At 62.7% G+C, this 17042-nt stretch carries 16 protein-coding genes; 12 read left to right on the top strand and 4 right to left on the bottom strand.

Annotated features, from left to right (window positions below; genetic code table 11):
* The first annotated feature begins 1 nt into the window (after position 1).
* Positions 2-667 (top strand): fumarylacetoacetate hydrolase family protein, encoded by a 666-nt coding sequence (locus M5C71_RS33210; protein ID WP_103497957.1) that lies wholly within the window; start codon positions 2-4, stop codon positions 665-667.
* Positions 668-801: 134 nt separating this feature from the next.
* On the opposite strand, the gene rpiA is transcribed toward M5C71_RS33210, so the two are convergent.
* Positions 802-1473 carry a ribose-5-phosphate isomerase RpiA gene (rpiA, locus tag M5C71_RS33205; protein WP_103497956.1) on the bottom strand — a complete coding sequence of 224 codons (672 nt, stop codon included), beginning with the start codon at positions 1471-1473 and terminating at the stop codon, positions 802-804.
* A 115-nt stretch (positions 1474-1588) separates the two neighbouring features.
* Between rpiA and ilvA the strand changes: the two genes are divergently transcribed.
* The 4 genes from ilvA to M5C71_RS33185 all read left to right on the top strand — a co-directional run bounded on the left by ilvA (position 1589) and on the right by M5C71_RS33185 (position 5548).
* Positions 1589-3172: a threonine ammonia-lyase, biosynthetic gene (gene ilvA / locus M5C71_RS33200; protein WP_349294026.1), complete on the top strand. Its 1584-nt coding sequence runs from the start codon at positions 1589-1591 to the stop codon at positions 3170-3172.
* Between the two features lie 204 nt (positions 3173-3376).
* On the top strand, positions 3377-3805 hold the full coding sequence (locus M5C71_RS33195) for a DUF2269 family protein (RefSeq protein WP_152736775.1): 429 nt from the start codon (positions 3377-3379) through the stop codon (positions 3803-3805).
* A 22-nt stretch (positions 3806-3827) separates the two neighbouring features.
* Positions 3828-5084, top strand: coding sequence for an SDR family oxidoreductase (locus M5C71_RS33190; RefSeq protein WP_248769673.1), 1257 nt, complete (start codon positions 3828-3830; stop codon positions 5082-5084).
* The gene (locus M5C71_RS33185; RefSeq protein WP_103497952.1) at positions 5081-5548 is read left to right on the top strand and encodes a DUF2269 domain-containing protein; all 468 of its coding nucleotides are present in this window, start codon (positions 5081-5083) and stop codon (positions 5546-5548) included. Before M5C71_RS33190 ends, M5C71_RS33185 begins: the two co-directional genes overlap by 4 nt.
* A 123-nt stretch (positions 5549-5671) precedes the next feature.
* Here M5C71_RS33185 and M5C71_RS33180 read toward each other — a convergent pair whose 3' ends face one another.
* On the bottom strand, positions 5672-6328 hold the full coding sequence (locus tag M5C71_RS33180; RefSeq protein WP_103497951.1) for an HAD family hydrolase: 657 nt from the start codon (positions 6326-6328) through the stop codon (positions 5672-5674).
* 143 nt (positions 6329-6471) lie between these two features.
* On the opposite strand from M5C71_RS33180, the gene M5C71_RS33175 reads away from it, so the two are divergent.
* Together M5C71_RS33175 and ptsP are read left to right on the top strand one after the other, a co-directional pair.
* Positions 6472-6951, top strand: coding sequence for an RNA pyrophosphohydrolase (locus tag M5C71_RS33175; RefSeq protein WP_040071746.1), 480 nt, complete (start codon positions 6472-6474; stop codon positions 6949-6951).
* A 21-nt stretch (positions 6952-6972) separates the two neighbouring features.
* The gene (ptsP, locus tag M5C71_RS33170) at positions 6973-9246 is read left to right on the top strand and encodes a phosphoenolpyruvate--protein phosphotransferase (protein WP_100942022.1); all 2274 of its coding nucleotides are present in this window, start codon (positions 6973-6975) and stop codon (positions 9244-9246) included.
* A gap of 184 nt (positions 9247-9430) precedes the next feature.
* On the opposite strand, the gene M5C71_RS33165 is transcribed toward ptsP, so the two are convergent.
* Positions 9431-10177, bottom strand: a complete 747-nt coding sequence (locus M5C71_RS33165) for an NRDE family protein (protein WP_248769682.1) — start codon at positions 10175-10177, stop codon at positions 9431-9433.
* 110 nt (positions 10178-10287) lie between these two features.
* Here M5C71_RS33165 and M5C71_RS33160 point away from each other — a divergent pair, with 110 nt between their 5' ends.
* The 3 genes from M5C71_RS33160 (at position 10288) to M5C71_RS33150 (ending at position 13037) form a co-directional block, all read left to right on the top strand.
* Complete coding sequence (locus tag M5C71_RS33160) at positions 10288-11070, top strand: sulfite exporter TauE/SafE family protein (RefSeq protein ID WP_103497950.1); 783 nt, start codon at positions 10288-10290, stop codon at positions 11068-11070.
* Positions 11071-11195: 125 nt separating this feature from the next.
* On the top strand, positions 11196-12017 hold the full coding sequence (gene lgt / locus M5C71_RS33155; RefSeq protein WP_103497949.1) for a prolipoprotein diacylglyceryl transferase: 822 nt from the start codon (positions 11196-11198) through the stop codon (positions 12015-12017).
* A gap of 48 nt (positions 12018-12065) precedes the next feature.
* On the top strand, positions 12066-13037 hold the full coding sequence (locus tag M5C71_RS33150) for a thymidylate synthase (protein ID WP_248769672.1): 972 nt from the start codon (positions 12066-12068) through the stop codon (positions 13035-13037).
* A 125-nt stretch (positions 13038-13162) separates the two neighbouring features.
* On the opposite strand, the gene cadR is transcribed toward M5C71_RS33150, so the two are convergent.
* Positions 13163-13609: a Cd(II)/Pb(II)-responsive transcriptional regulator gene (cadR, locus tag M5C71_RS33145; protein ID WP_103499658.1), complete on the bottom strand. Its 447-nt coding sequence runs from the start codon at positions 13607-13609 to the stop codon at positions 13163-13165.
* A gap of 83 nt (positions 13610-13692) precedes the next feature.
* Here cadR and M5C71_RS33140 point away from each other — a divergent pair, with 83 nt between their 5' ends.
* Together M5C71_RS33140 and M5C71_RS33135 are read left to right on the top strand one after the other, a co-directional pair.
* Entirely contained in the window at positions 13693-16068 is a 2376-nt protein-coding gene (locus M5C71_RS33140) for a heavy metal translocating P-type ATPase (RefSeq protein WP_248769671.1), read from the top strand.
* Between the two features lie 17 nt (positions 16069-16085).
* Entirely contained in the window at positions 16086-16949 is an 864-nt protein-coding gene (locus M5C71_RS33135; protein WP_248769670.1) for a LysR family transcriptional regulator, read from the top strand.
* Positions 16950-17042 lie beyond the last annotated feature (93 nt).

The following is a 17042-nucleotide window of genomic DNA, read 5'->3' as shown; positions in this document are numbered from 1 at the left end:
CATGAGCTATCAGCACCAGTATGTCGACGGTACCCGTATTCACTTTCCTCTCGGCAAGGTGGTATGCATCGGCCGTAATTACGCCGAGCACGCCAAGGAACTGGACAATCCGGTGCCGACCGAGCCGTTGCTGTTTATCAAGCCGGGCAGCTGCGTGGTGCCGATCGAGGGTGGTTTCAGCATTCCGGCGGACCGTGGTTCGGTGCATTACGAGGCCGAGATTGCCGTGTTGATCGGCAAGCCGCTGTCCAACAAGCCGAGTGTTGAAGAGGTTCTGGATGCCATTTCCGGGTTTGCGCCGGCATTGGACCTGACCTTGCGCGACAAGCAGGCGGAGCTGAAGAGCAAGGGCCTGCCCTGGGAAGTCGCCAAGTCGTTCGACGGCGCCTGCGTGCTGTCGCCGTTCGTGGTGGGCAGTACCTTCCCGGACCTGACCCAGATCGGCATTCGCCTGACCATCAACGGTCAGGTTCGCCAGGACGGGATCAGCAGCGACATGCTCAACCCGATCGTGCCGATGATCCAGTACATGGCCGCATGCTTTTCGTTGCAGGCCGGTGACGTGATCCTGACCGGTACGCCGGTGGGCGTCGGCCCGCTGAATGCCGGGGATGAGCTGGTACTGGAATTGCCGGGCGCCAGCCGCTTCAACAGCAGCGTCCGTTAATCCCGACGCCCCCCTGTAGGAGCGAGCTTGCTCGCGATGATGGCACAGACACCGTGGGGCATCAGGCGCCCCGCGTTATCGTTAACGCCCATCGCGAGCAAGCTCGCTCCTACAGAGGGGGGGCGGTGCTTGCCTCAGGCCTTGAGGGTCTTCACGCCTTCGCTGGTGCCCAGCAGCAGCAGGTCCGCCGGACGCGCCGCGAACAGGCCGTTGGTGACCACGCCGACAATCGCATTGATCTGGCTTTCCAGCTCCACCGGGTTGGTGATCTGCAGGTTGTGCACATCCAGAATGATGTTGCCGTTATCGGTCAACACGCCCTCGCGATACACCGGATCACCCCCCAGTTTCACCAACTGGCGCGCCACATGGCTGCGGGCCATGGGGATCACTTCGACCGGCAGCGGGAAAGCGCCGAGCACCGGGACCAGCTTGCTGCCGTCGGCGATGCAGATAAAAGTCTTGGCCACGGCCGCGACAATTTTCTCGCGGGTCAGGGCCGCGCCGCCGCCCTTGATCAGGTTCAGGTGTTCGTCGCTTTCGTCGGCGCCGTCGATGTAGAACTCCAGGTCGCTGACGGTGTTCAGCTCATAGACCGGAATCCCGTGGCCCTTGAGGCGAGCGGCGGTGGCTTCGGAGCTGGCGACCGCGCCGTCGAAGGCGCCCTTGTGTTGCGCCAGGGCGTCGATAAAGCAGTTGGCGGTGGAGCCGGTGCCCACGCCGATAACGCTTTTGTCATCGAGCTTGGGAAGGATGAAGTCGACAGCGGCTTGGGCCACGGCCTGTTTGAGTTGATCCTGGGTCATGCGGGCTCCGAAAGCGGGCAGGGGGTGTGCGAAAGGCCGGCATTATAAGCGTCGGGGCGGGGAAGGTCATTGTCCGTTTGACCGCAGGCACGGGCAATAAAACCTCAGGAACCCTGTGGTCGTTGCCGCAAGCGCTGGGTTAGACTCCTCGGTCCCTGTCCACACCCGCCAGCGATGCCTTCCGATGCTTGAACAGTACGTCAAGAAGATCCTCACCTCGCGCGTCTACGACGTTGCCGTGGAAACCCCGTTGCAGACCGCTCGCCAGCTCTCCGAGCGGCTGGGCAACAAGGTCTGGCTCAAGCGCGAAGATTTGCAGCCGGTGTTTTCCTTCAAGATTCGCGGTGCCTACAACAAGCTGACCCAGCTCAGCGAGGCCGAGCGCGCTCGTGGCGTGGTCACGGCATCGGCGGGCAACCATGCCCAGGGCCTGGCCCTGGCGGCCAAGGTGCTGGGGGTCAAGGCCACCATCGTGATGCCCAAGACCACGCCGGAAATCAAGATCGAAGGCGTCCGCTCCCGGGGCGGCAAAGTGGTGTTGCATGGCGACTCTTTCGCCGAAGCCCTGGCCCATTCCCTGCGGCTGGTTGAGGAAAAAGGCTACGTCTATATCCACCCCTACGATGATCCGCACACCATTGCCGGGCAGGGCACCGTGGCGATGGAGATTCTGCGCCAGCATCCGGGCCCGTTGGATGCGATCTTCGTTCCGGTCGGTGGCGGCGGCTTGATTTCCGGGATCGCGGCCTATGTGAAGTACCTGCGGCCGGAGATCAAGGTGATCGGCGTCGAGCCGGATGACTCCAACTGTCTGCAGCAGGCCATGGCCGCCGGCGAGCGGGTGATCCTGTCCACCGTGGGGTTGTTCGCCGACGGCGTGGCCGTGGCGCAGATCGGCCAGCACACCTTCGATATCTGCAAGGACTATGTCGACGAGGTGATCACCGTCAGTACCGACGAGATCTGCGCCGCGATCAAGGATATCTACGACGATACCCGCTCGATCACCGAGCCTGCCGGCGCTTTGGGCGTGGCCGGGATCAAGAAGTACGTCGAATCGCGCAAGATCACCGGGCAGACCCTGGTGGCCATCGACTCCGGCGCCAACGTCAACTTTGACCGCCTGCGCCATGTGGCCGAGCGTGCCGAGTTGGGCGAAGGGCGCGAAGCGATTATCGCCGTGACCATTCCGGAGCGGCCGGGCAGTTTCAAGGCGTTCTGCGAAGCCATCGGCAAGCGTCAGATCACCGAATTCAATTACCGTTATCACACCGGCCACGAAGCGCATATTTTCGTCGGCGTGCAAACCCACCCCGACAGCGATCCGCGCAGTGCCCTGATCGACAGCCTGACCGGCCAGGGTTTCCCGGTGCTGGACCTGACCGACAACGAGCTGGCCAAGTTGCATATCCGTCATATGGTCGGTGGTCATGCGGCCCATGTCAGCGACGAGATGGTGCTGCGCTTCGAGTTTCCGGAGCGCCCGGGGGCGTTGTTCAACTTCCTCAACAAGCTGGGCGGGCGCTGGAATATCTCGATGTTCCATTACCGTAACCATGGTGCCGCTGATGGCCGGGTGGTCGCGGGCCTGCAGGTGCCGGAGGAAGAGCGTCATCTGGTGCCGGCGGCCCTGGCGGAAATCGGCTACCCCTATTGGGATGAAAGCGATAACCCGGCGTATCGGTTGTTCCTCGGCTGAAACACGGTGGATGGCTGCTAAGCTGATGGGCAGGCTCCATTCTGAAAGGCAGCGCGTAACCTTGTAGGAGCCTGGCTTGCCAGCGAAGCTTTTGACGCTCTCATGGGCCCCTTCGCTGGCAAGCCATGCTCCTACACGGGATGTGTTCGACTCTGCATCTGATTGCTGCTCGAAATTTGATCGTAAAACCAGGGAAACGATGAAATGGAAACCCTCACTGCCTTGAAACTGCTACACGGTGCGGCGCCGGTGCTTTTGCTGGGCAGCGCGCTGGCGGTGACGATCAGGCTTTGGCGCGGACGCCGTGCCGGCGATACAACCATTCAAAATCACACTTTGCAGCGTCCCTGGTTCTTCGTTTGGGGGCTGATGGCGCTGTGCCTGGCCGTGCTGCCGGTCAGTGGCTGGTGGTTGGTGCACCTGTCCGGTTGGCCGTTGGGGCAGACCTGGCTGCTGGGTTCGAGCGTGCTCTACACCCTGTGCACCCTGAGTTGGGTGTGGCTGGTGGTCCGTCTCAATCGCCTGCGCCGTGGTATCACGGCGCGGCATCCAGGGTTTACGCTGGCCCTGGCGATTTTCACGGTTGTCGGTTTTGTCGCTATTGCGGGCCTGATGGGCGCGAAACCGGTTTAAGCCGTCAGGCCGGGGATTTGCCATGAAGGTGCTTCTGGTGGGGGCCACGGGGTTCGTCGGCCGCCATTTGCTGGCGGCGTTGAGTGCCGCCGGTCACGAAGTGATCGCCACCAGCCGTGATCATCACCTGCGCTCGCTACCGGGGGTCGAATGGCAGGTGCTCGACCTGGATCGGTTGGCCGAGGACTCCAAACATTTCATCCTGCCCCATGGTATCGATCTGCTGATCAATGCCGCCGGGTTGCTGAGCACTGATGAGCAGGCACTGCGCCTGACCCAGGACCTGGGCACCCGGGCGCTGTTCGACCTGGCGGCGCGCCGTGGCGTGCGGGTGCTGCATATTTCCGCGCTGGGCGCCGGCGAGCAGCCGGATGTGCCATTTCTGGCGAGCAAGGCGGCAGCGGATGATTACCTGATGACGCTCGGCGTGCCGGCCGTGGTCCTGCGCCCCTCGTTGCTGCTGGGGGCCGGCGGGGCCAGCAGTGCCTGGCTGGCGCGCCTGTCGCCCTGGCCGCTGATCCCCTTGCTGGACCTGCAAGCGCGCTTGCAACCGCTGCATATCGACGATTTGTCCGCCGCCGTGCTGGCCTTGCTGCGGCATTGGCCGGCGCACTCCCAGGTGTTGCCGCTGGTGGGGCCGCAAGTGCTGACCCTGGCGCAAGTGCTCGATCAGTTGCGTGCGGCCCAGGGCTGGGGGCCTGCGCGGTATGTGAAGGTGCCGGGGATCTTGTCGCGGGCCGGTGCCTGGCTGGGCGAGCGCCTGGGCTGGCGGGCCTTGAATCGCCAGAACCTGCGCATGGCCCAGCGTGACAATGTCGCCGGTCCCGAGGCGTTGGTCGAGGTCTGTGGTTACCGCTCCGCGCCGCTCTCCACTCGCCTGCAGGACTGGCCGAACGCCGGCCAGAGTGTCCAATCGGCACTGCGACCGTTGTTGCTGGCGGTGATGCTGTTGATCTGGCTGGGCACGGCGGTGGTTTGCCTGGGGCCGGGTTATGACTGGAGCCTGCGGATCATGGCCGAGGCCGGGGTAAGCGGGGACTCCGCAGCGTTCGCGGTCTACGCCGGGTCGCTGTGCGACGGGCTGCTGGGCTTGGGGATGCTGTTCCGGCGTACGCGCAAGTGGACGTTCCGGGCGCAATTGCTGTTGATGGGGGCCTACACCCTGATTATCAGCTTCGTGCTGCCGCACTACTGGTTTGACCCTTATGCCGCCGTCGCCAAGAATCTGGTGCTGATGGTGGCGACCCTTTGGCTGCTTTGGACCGAACCGCGTCGATGAGTGCTTACCTGCTGCTGAAAACCTTGCATATCCTGTCTTCCACCATTCTTTTCGGCCTGGGTGCCGGTTCCGCGTATTACGCCTTGCGCGCCTGGCGCACGGGCAACGTCGAGGTGATTGCGGCGACCTTCAAGCACCTGGTGTTCGCCGATTGGGCTTTTACCACCACTACGGCGGTGTTCCAGCCGTTGAGCGGGCTGGGGTTGATGCATCTGGCGGGCTGGCCGATCCAGCAAGGCTGGCTGGTGTGGAGCCTGGGCCTGTTCGTGTTGGCGGGGATCTGCTGGCTGCCGGTGGTCTGGCTGCAGATCCGGGTGCACAGGATGGCCGAGCAGGCCTTGGGTGACGGCACGGCGATGCCGATCCAGGCCGAGACCTATATGCGCTGGTGGTTTGTGCTGGGCTGGCCGGCGTTTTTGTCGTTTATGGCGATTTTTTATCTGATGGTTGCCAAGCCGGTCTGATCTGACACCGAGTCGCCTTCTTCGCGGGCAAGCTCCGCTCCCACATCGGGTCCTGAGTCGTACGCACCTTCTGTGCACGGCGCAAATCTAATGTGGGAGCGGAGCTTGCCCGCGAATAGGCCATCAATCGCGCAGCGTAATCACCGGCCATCCACGCTTCTCGGCTTCGGCCCGCAGATTCGGATCCGGGTCCACCGCCACGGGATTGGCCACCTGCTCCAGCAACGGCAGGTCATTCATCGAATCGCTATAGAAATAGCTGTCTTCCAGGCCATGCCCGGTTTCTTCCAGCCAACGGTTCAAGCGCGTCACCTTGCCCTCGCGAAAGCACGGGATATCGGTGCTGCGCCCGCTGTAGCGGCCGTCGATCATCTCGCACTCGGTGGCGATCAGGGTCTCGACCCCCAGCCGCGCGGCAATCGGTGCCGTGACAAAACGGTTGGTGGCGGTGATGATCACCAGCTTGTCGCCGGCGTCGCGGTGTTGGGCCAGCAACGCCAGGCCCTTGGGCAGCACGATGGGTTCGATGCAGTCGCGCATATAGTCGCGATGCCACTCGTCCAGTTGCGCCATCTCGCTGCGGCCGAGAATTTCCAGGCAGAAATTCAGATACTCGGCGTTGTCCAGGCGGCCCGCCAGATAATCCTGGTAGAACTCGTCGTTGCGGGTTTTATAGGCCACCGGGTCGAGAATCCCCCGTTCGCAGAGGTAATCGCCCCAGGCGTGGTCGCTGTCGCCGCCCAAAAGTGTGTTGTCCAAGTCGAATAAAGCCAGACGCATTGCGGTTACTCGCTGATAAGCCTGTAAAAAGGCCTCCAGAATACGGTCTTTTCACAAGAGTGCACATAAGGTAGGCAGGCTCGTTGCTGCTTTCACAACCTTTGTGGAACAATGCGATGACATGCGTTTGCGAGGTGGTTGCCGTGATCGACCCCGATGGTTTCCGTCCTAATGTCGGGATAATTCTGACGAATGATGCTGGGCAGGTCCTCTGGGCACGTCGCATCAATCAAGATGCATGGCAGTTTCCGCAAGGCGGGATCAACCCGGACGAGACGCCTGAAGACGCTTTGTACCGTGAATTGAACGAAGAAGTCGGCCTGGAACGCGAAGATGTGCAAATTTTGGCCTGTACCCGGGGCTGGTTGCGCTATCGTTTGCCGCAACGCCTGGTGCGTACCCACAGCCAACCGCTGTGCATCGGCCAGAAGCAGAAATGGTTTCTCCTGCGCCTGCTCTCCAACGAGCAGCGGGTGCGGATGGATTTGACCGGTAAACCGGAGTTCGATGGCTGGCGTTGGGTCAGCTATTGGTACCCGTTGGGCCAGGTGGTGACATTCAAGCGCGAGGTCTACCGTCGCGCGCTCAAAGAGCTTGCCCCGCGCCTGTTGGCGCGCGACTGACACGGAGTTCGACCCCGAGCCATGCTCAATACGCTGCGCAAGATCGTCCAGGAAGTTAACGCCGCCAAGGATCTCAAGGCGGCGTTGGGCATTATTGTATTGCGCGTCAAAGAGGCCATGGGCAGCCAGGTCTGCTCGGTCTATTTGCTGGACCCCGAAACCAACCGCTTTGTCCTGATGGCCACCGAGGGCTTGAACAAGCGCTCGATCGGCAAGGTCAGCATGGCGCCGAACGAAGGCCTGGTTGGCCTCGTGGGTACGCGCGAAGAACCGCTGAACCTGGAAAACGCCGCCGATCACCCGCGGTATCGCTACTTTGCCGAAACCGGCGAGGAGCGTTATGCCTCCTTCCTCGGTGCGCCGATCATCCACCATCGCCGGGTCGTCGGCGTGTTGGTGATCCAGCAGAAAGAGCGTCGCCAGTTCGACGAGGGCGAAGAAGCCTTCCTGGTGACCATGAGCGCCCAGTTGGCCGGCGTTATCGCCCATGCCGAGGCCACCGGTTCGATCCGTGGGCTGGGGCGTGAAGGCAAGGGCATCCAGGAAGCCAAGTTCATCGGTGTGCCGGGTTCGCCGGGTGCTGCGGTGGGTACGGCGGTGGTCATGTTGCCGCCGGCGGACCTGGACGTGGTGCCGGACAAGGCGATCGCCGATATCGATGCCGAACTGGCGCTGTTCAAGACCGCCATCGAAGGCGTGCGTGCCGATATGCGCACGCTCTCGGCCAAACTCGCGACCCAGCTGCGTCCGGAAGAGCGCGCGTTGTTCGACGTCTACCTGATGATGCTCGACGATGCCTCCCTGGGCAGCGAAATCACCAACGTGATCAAAACCGGCCAATGGGCCCAGGGCGCCTTGCGCCAAGTGGTGACCGATCACGTCAACCGTTTTGAACTGATGGACGACGCCTACCTGCGTGAGCGCGCGTCGGACGTCAAGGACCTCGGGCGCCGGCTGCTGGCCTACCTGCAGTCTGAACGCCAGCAAGCCCTGGTCTACCCGGACAACACCATCATGGTCAGCGAAGAGCTGACCGCGGCGATGCTCGGCGAAGTACCGGAAGGCAAGCTCAAGGGCCTGGTCTCGGTACTGGGTTCGGGTAACTCCCACGTGGCGATCCTGGCGCGGGCCATGGGCATTCCAACCGTCATGGGCCTGGTGGACCTGCCGTACTCGAAGGTCGACGGCATCGAGATGATCGTCGACGGCGCCCGTGGCGAGGTGTTTACCAACCCCAGCGAAGTGCTGCGCAAGCAATACGCCGGTGTGGTGGAAGAAGAACGCCAGCTGTCCGAGGGCCTGGACGCCTTGCGCGAGCTGCCGTGCGTGACCCCGGACGGCCATCGCATGCCGCTGTGGGTCAACACCGGCCTGCTGGCGGATGTGGCCCGGGCGCAGCAGCGCGGGGCCGAAGGTGTCGGCCTGTACCGCACCGAAGTGCCGTTCATGATCAACCAGCGTTTCCCGAGCGAGAAGGAACAGCTGGCGATCTATCGCGAGCAGTTGTCGGCGTTCCATCCGCAACCGGTGACCATGCGCAGCCTGGACATCGGCGGCGACAAGTCGCTGCCGTATTTCCCGATTGAAGAAGACAACCCGTTCCTCGGCTGGCGCGGTATCCGCGTGACCCTCGACCACCCGGAAATCTTCCTGGTACAGGCGCGGGCCATGCTCAAGGCCAGCGAGGGCCTGAACAACCTGCGGATCCTGCTGCCGATGATCTCGGGCATCCACGAGATGGAAGAGGCGCTGCACCTGATCCACCGGGCCTGGGGCGAGGTGCGCGACGAAGGCACCGACGTGCCGATGCCGCCGGTGGGGGTGATGATCGAGATTCCGGCGGCGGTCTACCAGACCCGCGAGCTGGCACGGCAGGTGGACTTCCTCTCGGTGGGCTCCAACGACCTGACCCAGTACCTGCTGGCCGTGGACCGCAACAATCCACGGGTCGCGGACCTTTACGACTACCTGCACCCGGCGGTGCTGCAAGCCTTGCAGAACGTGGTGCGTGACGCCCATGCCGAAGGCAAGCCGGTGAGTATCTGCGGCGAGATGGCCGGTGATCCGATGGCGGCGGTGCTGTTGATGGCGATGGGCTTTGACAGCCTGTCGATGAACGCCACCAACCTGCCGAAGGTGAAATGGATGCTGCGCCAGATCAATCTGAGCAAGGCCCAGGAACTGCTGGCCCAGGTGATGACCATCGACAATCCGCAGGTGATTCGCAGTACCTTGCAGTTGGCGCTGAAGAATCTCGGGCTGTCACGGATGGTGGTGCCGACCGTCACCCATTGAGGGCTGACCTTGTAGGGGCCTGGCTTGCCAGCGAAGGTGTCGTCAAGGCCGTCGCAAGACTCAACGGCCTCTTCGCGGGCAAGCCCTGCTCCTACAGTACATCGTCGTTCACTGATCATGGGTACGACACAACCTTGTAGGAGCCTGGCTTGCCAGCGATAGCAATCGTCTAGGCGCCCGCGGACTAAATTTTCATCTCCACCTCTCCGAGATGTCCGCCATAAGGCCCGAAGCTGCGCTCCACGAGGTGGCGCGTGCCATCGGCGTGGCTGATCAGCACCGTGCTGGCCCGTGTGCCGTAGCTGGGGCTGGCGATAAACACGCTCGACAGCAGACTCTCGGTTGCCTGTCCCACCCCGGTGTCCGGCAACTCGGCAAGCGGCGCGATCGTCGGGTCGCCGAGCATCGCCAGCAATGCCTCCGGTCGCGGATCCGCCAGTTCCCAGGACAGCGCCGCGCGGGCCTTGAGCAGTTTCGGCCAGGGCGTATCGAGCCCGGCATTGGACAGCCCGTAGACACCCTCCGCCAGTTGGCGCGGTTCACCCTCGTGGGAATTGAGATGCCACAGCGCATCCGCTGTTCCCAGGAGCAGGTTGAACCCGGCATATTCTGCCGATCTTGCGCGAATTTCGGCTAAATACTCATCAATCGGCAGGTCTTCGGTGAGAAAACGCGCCACCAACTCTCCCCGTGAGCGCCGGGCCACCGGCTGGTGCGGATTGCGGATATTGGTCAAGGCCGCAAAGCGCCCCCGGGCCCCGATCCCCAGCCAGGTCCCGCCCGCCTCCAGATCACGCCCCGCATACACCTGCGGCGCTTCCGGCCATTGCGCCAGGGGCAGGCTTGGTCGGGCATAAAATTCGTCACGGTTGGCCGCGACGATCAGCGGCTGGGCATGGCCCGGGCGCCAGGCAAAGACAATCAGGCACATCAGGTGGTCCTCGATGTTTTTGCCCACTCTACGCAGGGTATCCATCGCCATCCAGTAGAGCCGTGTCCCTCCTTCCGTTACCATGCCGGACTTGTTTTGCGGGGTCGCGCATGGAATTTCTGCTCTATCTGGTCTTGGGGGCCTGCGCCGGCGTGCTGGCCGGGCTGTTCGGCGTGGGCGGCGGGATCATTATCGTCCCGGTGCTGGTGTTCAGTTTCACCCTGCAAGGGTTCGATCCGCTGATCCTCACGCACCTGGCGGTGGGCACGTCCCTGGCGACGATCATTTTCACCTCGTTCAACACCATTCGCGGGCATCACAAGCGCGGCGCGGTGCTCTGGCCGGTCTTTGCCTGGATGGCCGTGGGCATCCTGCTGGGCTCGGGCCTCGGCGCATTGACTGCCAAGGCCATCGCCGGCCCGCACCTGCAGAAGATCATCGGCGTGTTCGCCCTGGTGGTGGCGGCGCAGATGGCGCTGAACCTCAAGCCCAAGGCCAGCCGCAGCGTGCCCGGCAAGTTCGGCCTCGGCCTGGCGGGGGCGTTTATCGGCTGGGCCTCGGCGATTTTCGGGATCGGCGGCGGCTCCCTGACCGTGCCGTTCCTGACCTGGCGCAGCGTGCCGATGCAGCAGGCGGTGGCGACGTCCTCGGCCTGTGGCTTGCCGATTGCACTGGCCAGTACCTTGAGTTTCATGATCCTGGGTTGGCACGATCCATTGTTGCCGGCCCACAGCCTGGGCTTTATCTATTTGCCGGCCTTGCTCGGGATTGCCCTGACCAGTATGTTTTTTGCTCGCTTCGGTGTGCAACTGGCACACCAGCTGTCGCCGCTGTTGCTCAAGCGGCTGTTTGCCGGCCTGTTGTTCATTGTCGGCCTGAAGTTCCTGATCTGAGCCACAGGCTCGGTTCAGTCATGCCGGCGCAATATTGGCTTAATGGCGCGGTTGCAACATGACCCGCCGGCCCGGGCGATTGCTGTTCGCCGGGCCCTGAATTTTTACTCTATCGAGGAGTTGCAATGCTGCCTTACCCGCAGATTGACCCGGTGGCCCTGGCCATCGGCCCGCTGAAAATCCACTGGTACGGCCTGATGTACCTGGTCGGCATTGGCGGTGCGTGGCTGCTGGCCTCCCGGCGCCTGAACCGTTTCGATCCGACCTGGACCAAGGAGAAACTCTCCGACCTGATCTTCTGGCTGGCCATGGGGGTCATCGTTGGCGGGCGCCTGGGTTATGTGCTGTTCTACGATCTGAGCGCCTACCTGGCCAACCCGACGCTGATCTTCGAGGTCTGGAAGGGCGGCATGGCGTTCCATGGCGGCTTTATCGGGGTGATGGTGGCGGCCTGGTGGTTTGGCCGGCGCAACGGCAAGTCGTTCTTCCAACTGATGGACTTTGTCGCGCCGATGGTTCCGATCGGCCTGGGTGCCGGGCGGATCGGCAATTTCATCAACGCCGAGCTATGGGGCAAACCGACCGACTTGCCGTGGGCGATGATCTTCCCGCCGTTCAGCGACCCGGCCCAGTTGCCGCGTCACCCGTCGCAGCTGTATCAGTTCGCCCTGGAAGGCGTGGCCCTGTTCGTGATCCTCTGGTTGTTCTCGCGCAAGCCGCGGCCGACCATGGCGGTTTCAGGCATGTTCGCGTTGTTCTACGGGATCTTCCGTTTTGTCGTCGAGTTCGTCCGGGTGCCGGATGCGCAGCTCGGCTACCTGGCGTTCGGCTGGGTGACCATGGGGCAGATCCTCAGCCTGCCGATGATCATCGGCGGCCTGGGCTTGCTGTGGTTCGCCTATCACCGCGCCCCGACTACACCGGCCGCGAAAGACGCCGCGCTTTAAATTCGAATCGGGGCTCGCGGGCCCCGTATTCAAGGATGCAGGTAACTCATGAAGCAATATCTCGAACTGGTCGCCCACGTCATCAAGAACGGCACCAAGCAGGCCAACCGTACCGGCGTGAACACCATCAGCTTTCCCGGGGCCATGCTGCGTTATGACCTCCAGGAAGGTTTTCCGGCGATCACCACCCGCAAGATGGCGTTCAAATCCGCTGTCGGCGAGATGTGCGGTTTTCTCCGTGGGGTGAACAACGCCGCCGAGTTCCGTGCGCTGGGCTGCAAGGTCTGGGACCAGAACGCCAACGAAAACGCGCAGTGGCTGGCCAACCCGTTCCGCCAGGGCGAAGACGACCTGGGCGAGATCTATGGGGTGCAATGGCGTAAATGGCCGGCGTACAAGCAGATTGCCAAGAGCAACGTCGCGGCTATCGAGCAGACCTTGGGCCAGGGGTATCGGCAGATTGCCGAAGGCGAGGAAAACGGCCAGGCCTATGTGGTGCTGTACAAGGCCATCGACCAGGTGCGCCAGTGCGTCGACACCATCATCAAGGATCCGGGTAGCCGGCGGATTCTGTTCCATGGCTGGAACTGTGCGCAGCTGGATGAAATGGCCTTGCCGCCGTGTCATTTGCTCTATCAGTTTCATCCGAATGTGGAGACCAAGGAGATTTCCCTGACCCTCTACATCCGTTCGAATGATCTGGGGTTGGGCACGCCGTTCAACCTGACCGAAGGCGCGGCGCTGCTGAGCCTGATCGGGCGCCTGACCGGCTATACGCCGCGCTGGTTCACCTATTTCATCGGCGATGCCCATGTGTATGAAAACCACCTGGACATGCTCAACGAACAGCTGACTCGCGAGCCGTTCCCGATGCCGAAGTTGGTGATTTCGGACCGTGTGCCGGAGTTTGCCAAGACGGGTGTTTATCAGCCGGAGTGGCTGGAGCTGGTGGAACCGGGGGATTTCTCGCTGGAAGGCTACCAGCACCATGCGCCGATGACGGCGCCGATGGCGGTCTAGTTCGGCTCGGTATCGCGTCGTCTGCTTCGCGGGCAAGCTCCGCTCCCACATTGGATTTGCGTCGTACACAGAAGGTGTGCACGACTCGGGGCCTGTGGGAGCGGAGCTTGCCCGCGAATAGGCCCTCAATGCCCGTGACTTCTGCCGACATGTGAATGCTCTTCAGCCGCCACCACGCTGCCGCTGACCTCCAACCGCTGCAAGATCCCGCACTGATCCAGATCCGGCCCGCCGCCACAACGCTGGCGCAGATCCAGCAACTGCGTCTGCAACGCCAGCAACCCGTCGATCCGTGCCTTGACGTGATGGATATGCTCGTCAATCAGCGCATTCACGCTTTCGCATTGATCCTGCGGGCTGTCGCGCAACCCCAGCAAACTGCGAATCTCCTCCAGCGTCATGTCCAGGCTGCGGCAGTTGCGGATAAAGGTCAGGCGCTCCACATGCGCCTGGGTGTACAGGCGGTAGTTGCCCTCGCTGCGCGCCGGTTCCGGCAGCAGGTTTTCCTTCTCGTAATAACGGATGGTTTCCACCTGGCAGTCGGTGAGTTTCGCCAGTTCGCCAATCTTCATCGTTCGATCTCCGAAAAGGGTGCTTGACCCTATAGTGGCTACAGGGTGTTCACTTGGCAACAAGCACTTTCAGGGACGCACCCATGAGCGACTCCATCCACACTTCGCACAAGCCTGCCGGCGATCATGCCCATGCTGGCCACGATCACGATCACGATCACGATCACGATCACAAGCATAGTCACGACCACGGCCATGACCACGGTCAGGCCGATAAGCCCGCGACTCAGTCTTTTCGTGTCCTCCAGCCGGTAAAGGCTTCCCACTCCCATGGGGCGGCCGGGCATGCCCACAGCTGCTGTTCGAGCGCCGAAGCCCCCGCGCTGATCAAGCTCAGCGAGACCACCAGTGCCGACGCACGGTTGAGCCGTTTCCGCATCGAAGCCATGGACTGCCCTACCGAGCAGACGCTGATCCAGAACAAGCTCGGCAAGCTGGCGGGCGTGCAGCAGCTTGAGTTCAACCTGATCAACCGGATCCTCGGTGTGACCCATGACCTGTCGTCGACCACGCCGATTGTCGACGCCATCAAGTCCCTGGGCATGCAGGCCGAGCCGTTGGAAGAGGGTGCGAGCGCCGAAACCCCAAGCCAGCCGCCAGTGAAAAAGCCCTGGTGGCCCCTGGCACTGTCCGGTATCGGCGCCTTGGCCGCCGAAGTGATTCACTTCACCGCCGTGGCCCCGACCTGGGTGGTGGCAATCATCGCGCTGGTTTCCATCCTCAGCGGCGGCCTGACCACCTATAAAAAGGGCTGGATCGCCCTGAAGAACCGCAACCTGAATATCAACGCGCTGATGAGCATCGCCGTGACCGGCGCGGTGCTGATCGGGCAGTGGCCGGAAGCGGCGATGGTGATGTTCCTCTTCACCATCGCCGAACTGATCGAAGCCAAGTCCCTGGACCGCGCGCGCAACGCCATCAGCGGCCTGATGCAGATGACGCCGGAAAAGGCCACGGTGCGCCAGGATGACGGCGAGTGGGTCGAACGTGAGGTTAAAAGCATCGAACTGGGTGCCTTGGTCCGGGTACGTCCTGGTGAGCGCATCGGCCTCGATGGCGAAGTGGTCTACGGCAGCTCCAGCGTCGATCAGGCGCCGATCACCGGCGAAAGCCTGCCCATCGAGAAGAATCCGGGCGACAAGGTCTTTGCCGGCACCATCAACCAGGCGGGTTCACTGGACTATCGGGTGACGGCCATCGCGGGCAATTCGACCCTGGCGCGGATCATCCATGCCGTCGAGCAGGCCCAGGGCGCGCGGGCGCCGACCCAGCGGTTCGTCGATACCTTCGCGAAAATCTACACCCCGGCGGTGTTCGCCTTCGCCCTGGCGGTGGCGGTGCTGCCGCCGCTGTTCATGAACGGCCTGTGGTTCGACTGGATCTACCGGGCGCTGGTCCTGCTGGTGGTCGCCTGCCCATGTGCTCTGGTGATTTCGACCCCGGTGACCATCGTCAGCGGCCTGGCCGCCGCCGCCCGCAAGGGCATTCTGGTCAAGGGCGGGGTGTACCTGGAAAGCGGGCACAAGCTTGATTACCTGGCCCTGGACAAGACCGGGACCATCACCCACGGCAAGCCGGTACTGACCGACTATCTGGTCCTCAACCCACTGTTCGTCGAGACCGCGCCTTTGATCGCCGCCAGCCTCGCGGCGCGTTCCGATCACCCGGTGTCCCTGGCGATTGCCAAGGATGCGCAGGACAAACAGTGGACGCTGCGTGACGTCGAAGCCTTCGAAGCCCTGGCCGGGCGCGGTGTGCGCGGCGAGGTCGGCGGCAAGGGTTATCACTTGGGCAACCATCGCCTGGTGGAAGACCTCGGTCTCTGCTCGGCGGCCCTGGAAGAAAAACTCTTCGCCCTGGAAAAACAAGGCAAGACTGTGGTTCTGTTGCTCGACGCCTCTGGCCCGTTGGCGCTGTTCGCCGTGGCCGATACGGTCAAGGCTTCCAGCCGTGAGGCGATCCGCGAGTTGCACGCGCTGGGGATCAAGACCCTGATGCTGACCGGGGACAATATCCACACCGCCTCGGCCATTGCCGCCCAGGTCGGGATCGACGAGGCCCGTGGCGATCTGTTGCCCACCGACAAACTGCAGGCCATCGAAGAGCTGTATGCCCGTGGCCATCAGGTCGGCATGGTCGGCGACGGTATCAACGACGCTCCGGCCCTGGCCCGTGCCGAGATCGGCTTTGCCATGGCCGCCGCCGGTACCGACACCGCCATTGAGACCGCCGATGTCGCCCTGATGGACGATGATCTGCGCAAGATTCCGGCTTTCATTCGCCTTTCGCGCCAGACCGCGCGTATCCTCAGGCAAAATATCGCCCTGGCGCTGGTGATCAAGGCGATCTTCCTGGCGGTGACTTTCCTCGGCCTGGCAACCATGTGGATGGCGGTGTTCGCCGATATGGGCGTGAGCCTGCTGGTGGTGTTCAATGGGTTGCGTCTGTTGCGCAAGTAAACGAATGAGAGGGTGATGTGCTGAGTGCCGAGCTGAAGGCGTTTTATATGGTCGCCCGCCTGGGCAGCATCACCCTGGCGGCAAAAAAGCTCGGGCTCAGCCAGCCCACGGTGACCACCCAGATCCGTCATCTGGAAAGCCAGTACTCGGTCGAGTTGTTCTATCGCGGCGGTCGGCGCTTGAGTGTCAGTGAAGACGGCGCGCGCTTGCTGCCGATGGTCAAGGCGCTGTTGCAGCAGGAAGCCGATATCGAGTTTTTCCTGCGCAACGCCGGGCAGGTGCAGGGCACCTTGCGCATTGCCGCGACGGCGCCGTATTACATCCTCGATCTGGTGAAGGCCTTTCGCGAGCGCTTGCCGCAGGTGGAAGTGTCGGTGGAGATCGGCAACTCCCAGCAGGTGCTGGAGGCGCTGGAGGATTATCGGGTCGATGTGGCGGCTTCGTCGCAGTTGCTGGAGGACCCACGGTTGATCCGCCGGGTGCTGGGCAGTGATCCGCTGGTGCTGGCGGTGCATCGCAATCATCCGTTGGCGATACATGATCATGTGCCGCTGAGCGCGCTGGCCGGGCATTGCCTGTTGATGCGAGAACCGGGTTCGACCACCCGGCATCTGACGGAAGAGCTGTTGCGTAATGCGCAGGTCAGTTATGGCCCGCTGCTGGAAATCGGCAGCCGTGAGTCGATTCGTGAGGCGGTGCTACGCAATATCGGTATCAGCATCATTGCCCGGCAGGAAGTCCCTCACGACCCGCAACTGCGGGTGCTGACCATCGAGAATGCCCCGCAGATTCCCGAATACCTGTATTGCCTCAAGGAGCGCAAGGCGGCGCGTTTGCCGGCGGCGTTTCTGGGGTTGGCGCAGGAAATGGCGCCGGCCTGATAGATCTGTGGTGAATGGCCGCCTGCTGCGCGGCGGTTCGCGGCGGTGCGGCGATCCGACAAGCCCTGCTCCTACAGTCCGGTGTCGTTCACG

The organism is Pseudomonas sp. MWU12-2345 (assembly GCF_023242385.1).
Classification (GTDB): Bacteria; Pseudomonadota; Gammaproteobacteria; order Pseudomonadales; family Pseudomonadaceae; genus Aquipseudomonas; species Aquipseudomonas gingeri_D.
Note: the sequence above shows the minus strand (reverse complement) of the source record. Positions and strands in the feature narration are given on the sequence as shown.

Coding starts and splice junctions, on each gene's coding strand:
- M5C71_RS33210 (WP_103497957.1), top strand. CDS start 2: ATGAGCTATCAGCACCAGTATGTCGACGGTACCCGTATTCACTTTCCT.
- rpiA (WP_103497956.1), bottom strand. CDS start 1,473: ATGACCCAGGATCAACTCAAACAGGCCGTGGCCCAAGCCGCTGTCGAC.
- M5C71_RS33195 (WP_152736775.1), top strand. CDS start 3,377: ATGGAAACCCTCACTGCCTTGAAACTGCTACACGGTGCGGCGCCGGTG.
- M5C71_RS33190 (WP_248769673.1), top strand. CDS start 3,828: ATGAAGGTGCTTCTGGTGGGGGCCACGGGGTTCGTCGGCCGCCATTTG.
- M5C71_RS33185 (WP_103497952.1), top strand. CDS start 5,081: ATGAGTGCTTACCTGCTGCTGAAAACCTTGCATATCCTGTCTTCCACC.
- M5C71_RS33180 (WP_103497951.1), bottom strand. CDS start 6,328: ATGCGTCTGGCTTTATTCGACTTGGACAACACACTTTTGGGCGGCGAC.
- ptsP (WP_100942022.1), top strand. CDS start 6,973: ATGCTCAATACGCTGCGCAAGATCGTCCAGGAAGTTAACGCCGCCAAG.
- M5C71_RS33165 (WP_248769682.1), bottom strand. CDS start 10,177: ATGTGCCTGATTGTCTTTGCCTGGCGCCCGGGCCATGCCCAGCCGCTG.
- M5C71_RS33160 (WP_103497950.1), top strand. CDS start 10,288: ATGGAATTTCTGCTCTATCTGGTCTTGGGGGCCTGCGCCGGCGTGCTG.
- lgt (WP_103497949.1), top strand. CDS start 11,196: ATGCTGCCTTACCCGCAGATTGACCCGGTGGCCCTGGCCATCGGCCCG.
- M5C71_RS33150 (WP_248769672.1), top strand. CDS start 12,066: ATGAAGCAATATCTCGAACTGGTCGCCCACGTCATCAAGAACGGCACC.
- cadR (WP_103499658.1), bottom strand. CDS start 13,609: ATGAAGATTGGCGAACTGGCGAAACTCACCGACTGCCAGGTGGAAACC.
- M5C71_RS33140 (WP_248769671.1), top strand. CDS start 13,693: ATGAGCGACTCCATCCACACTTCGCACAAGCCTGCCGGCGATCATGCC.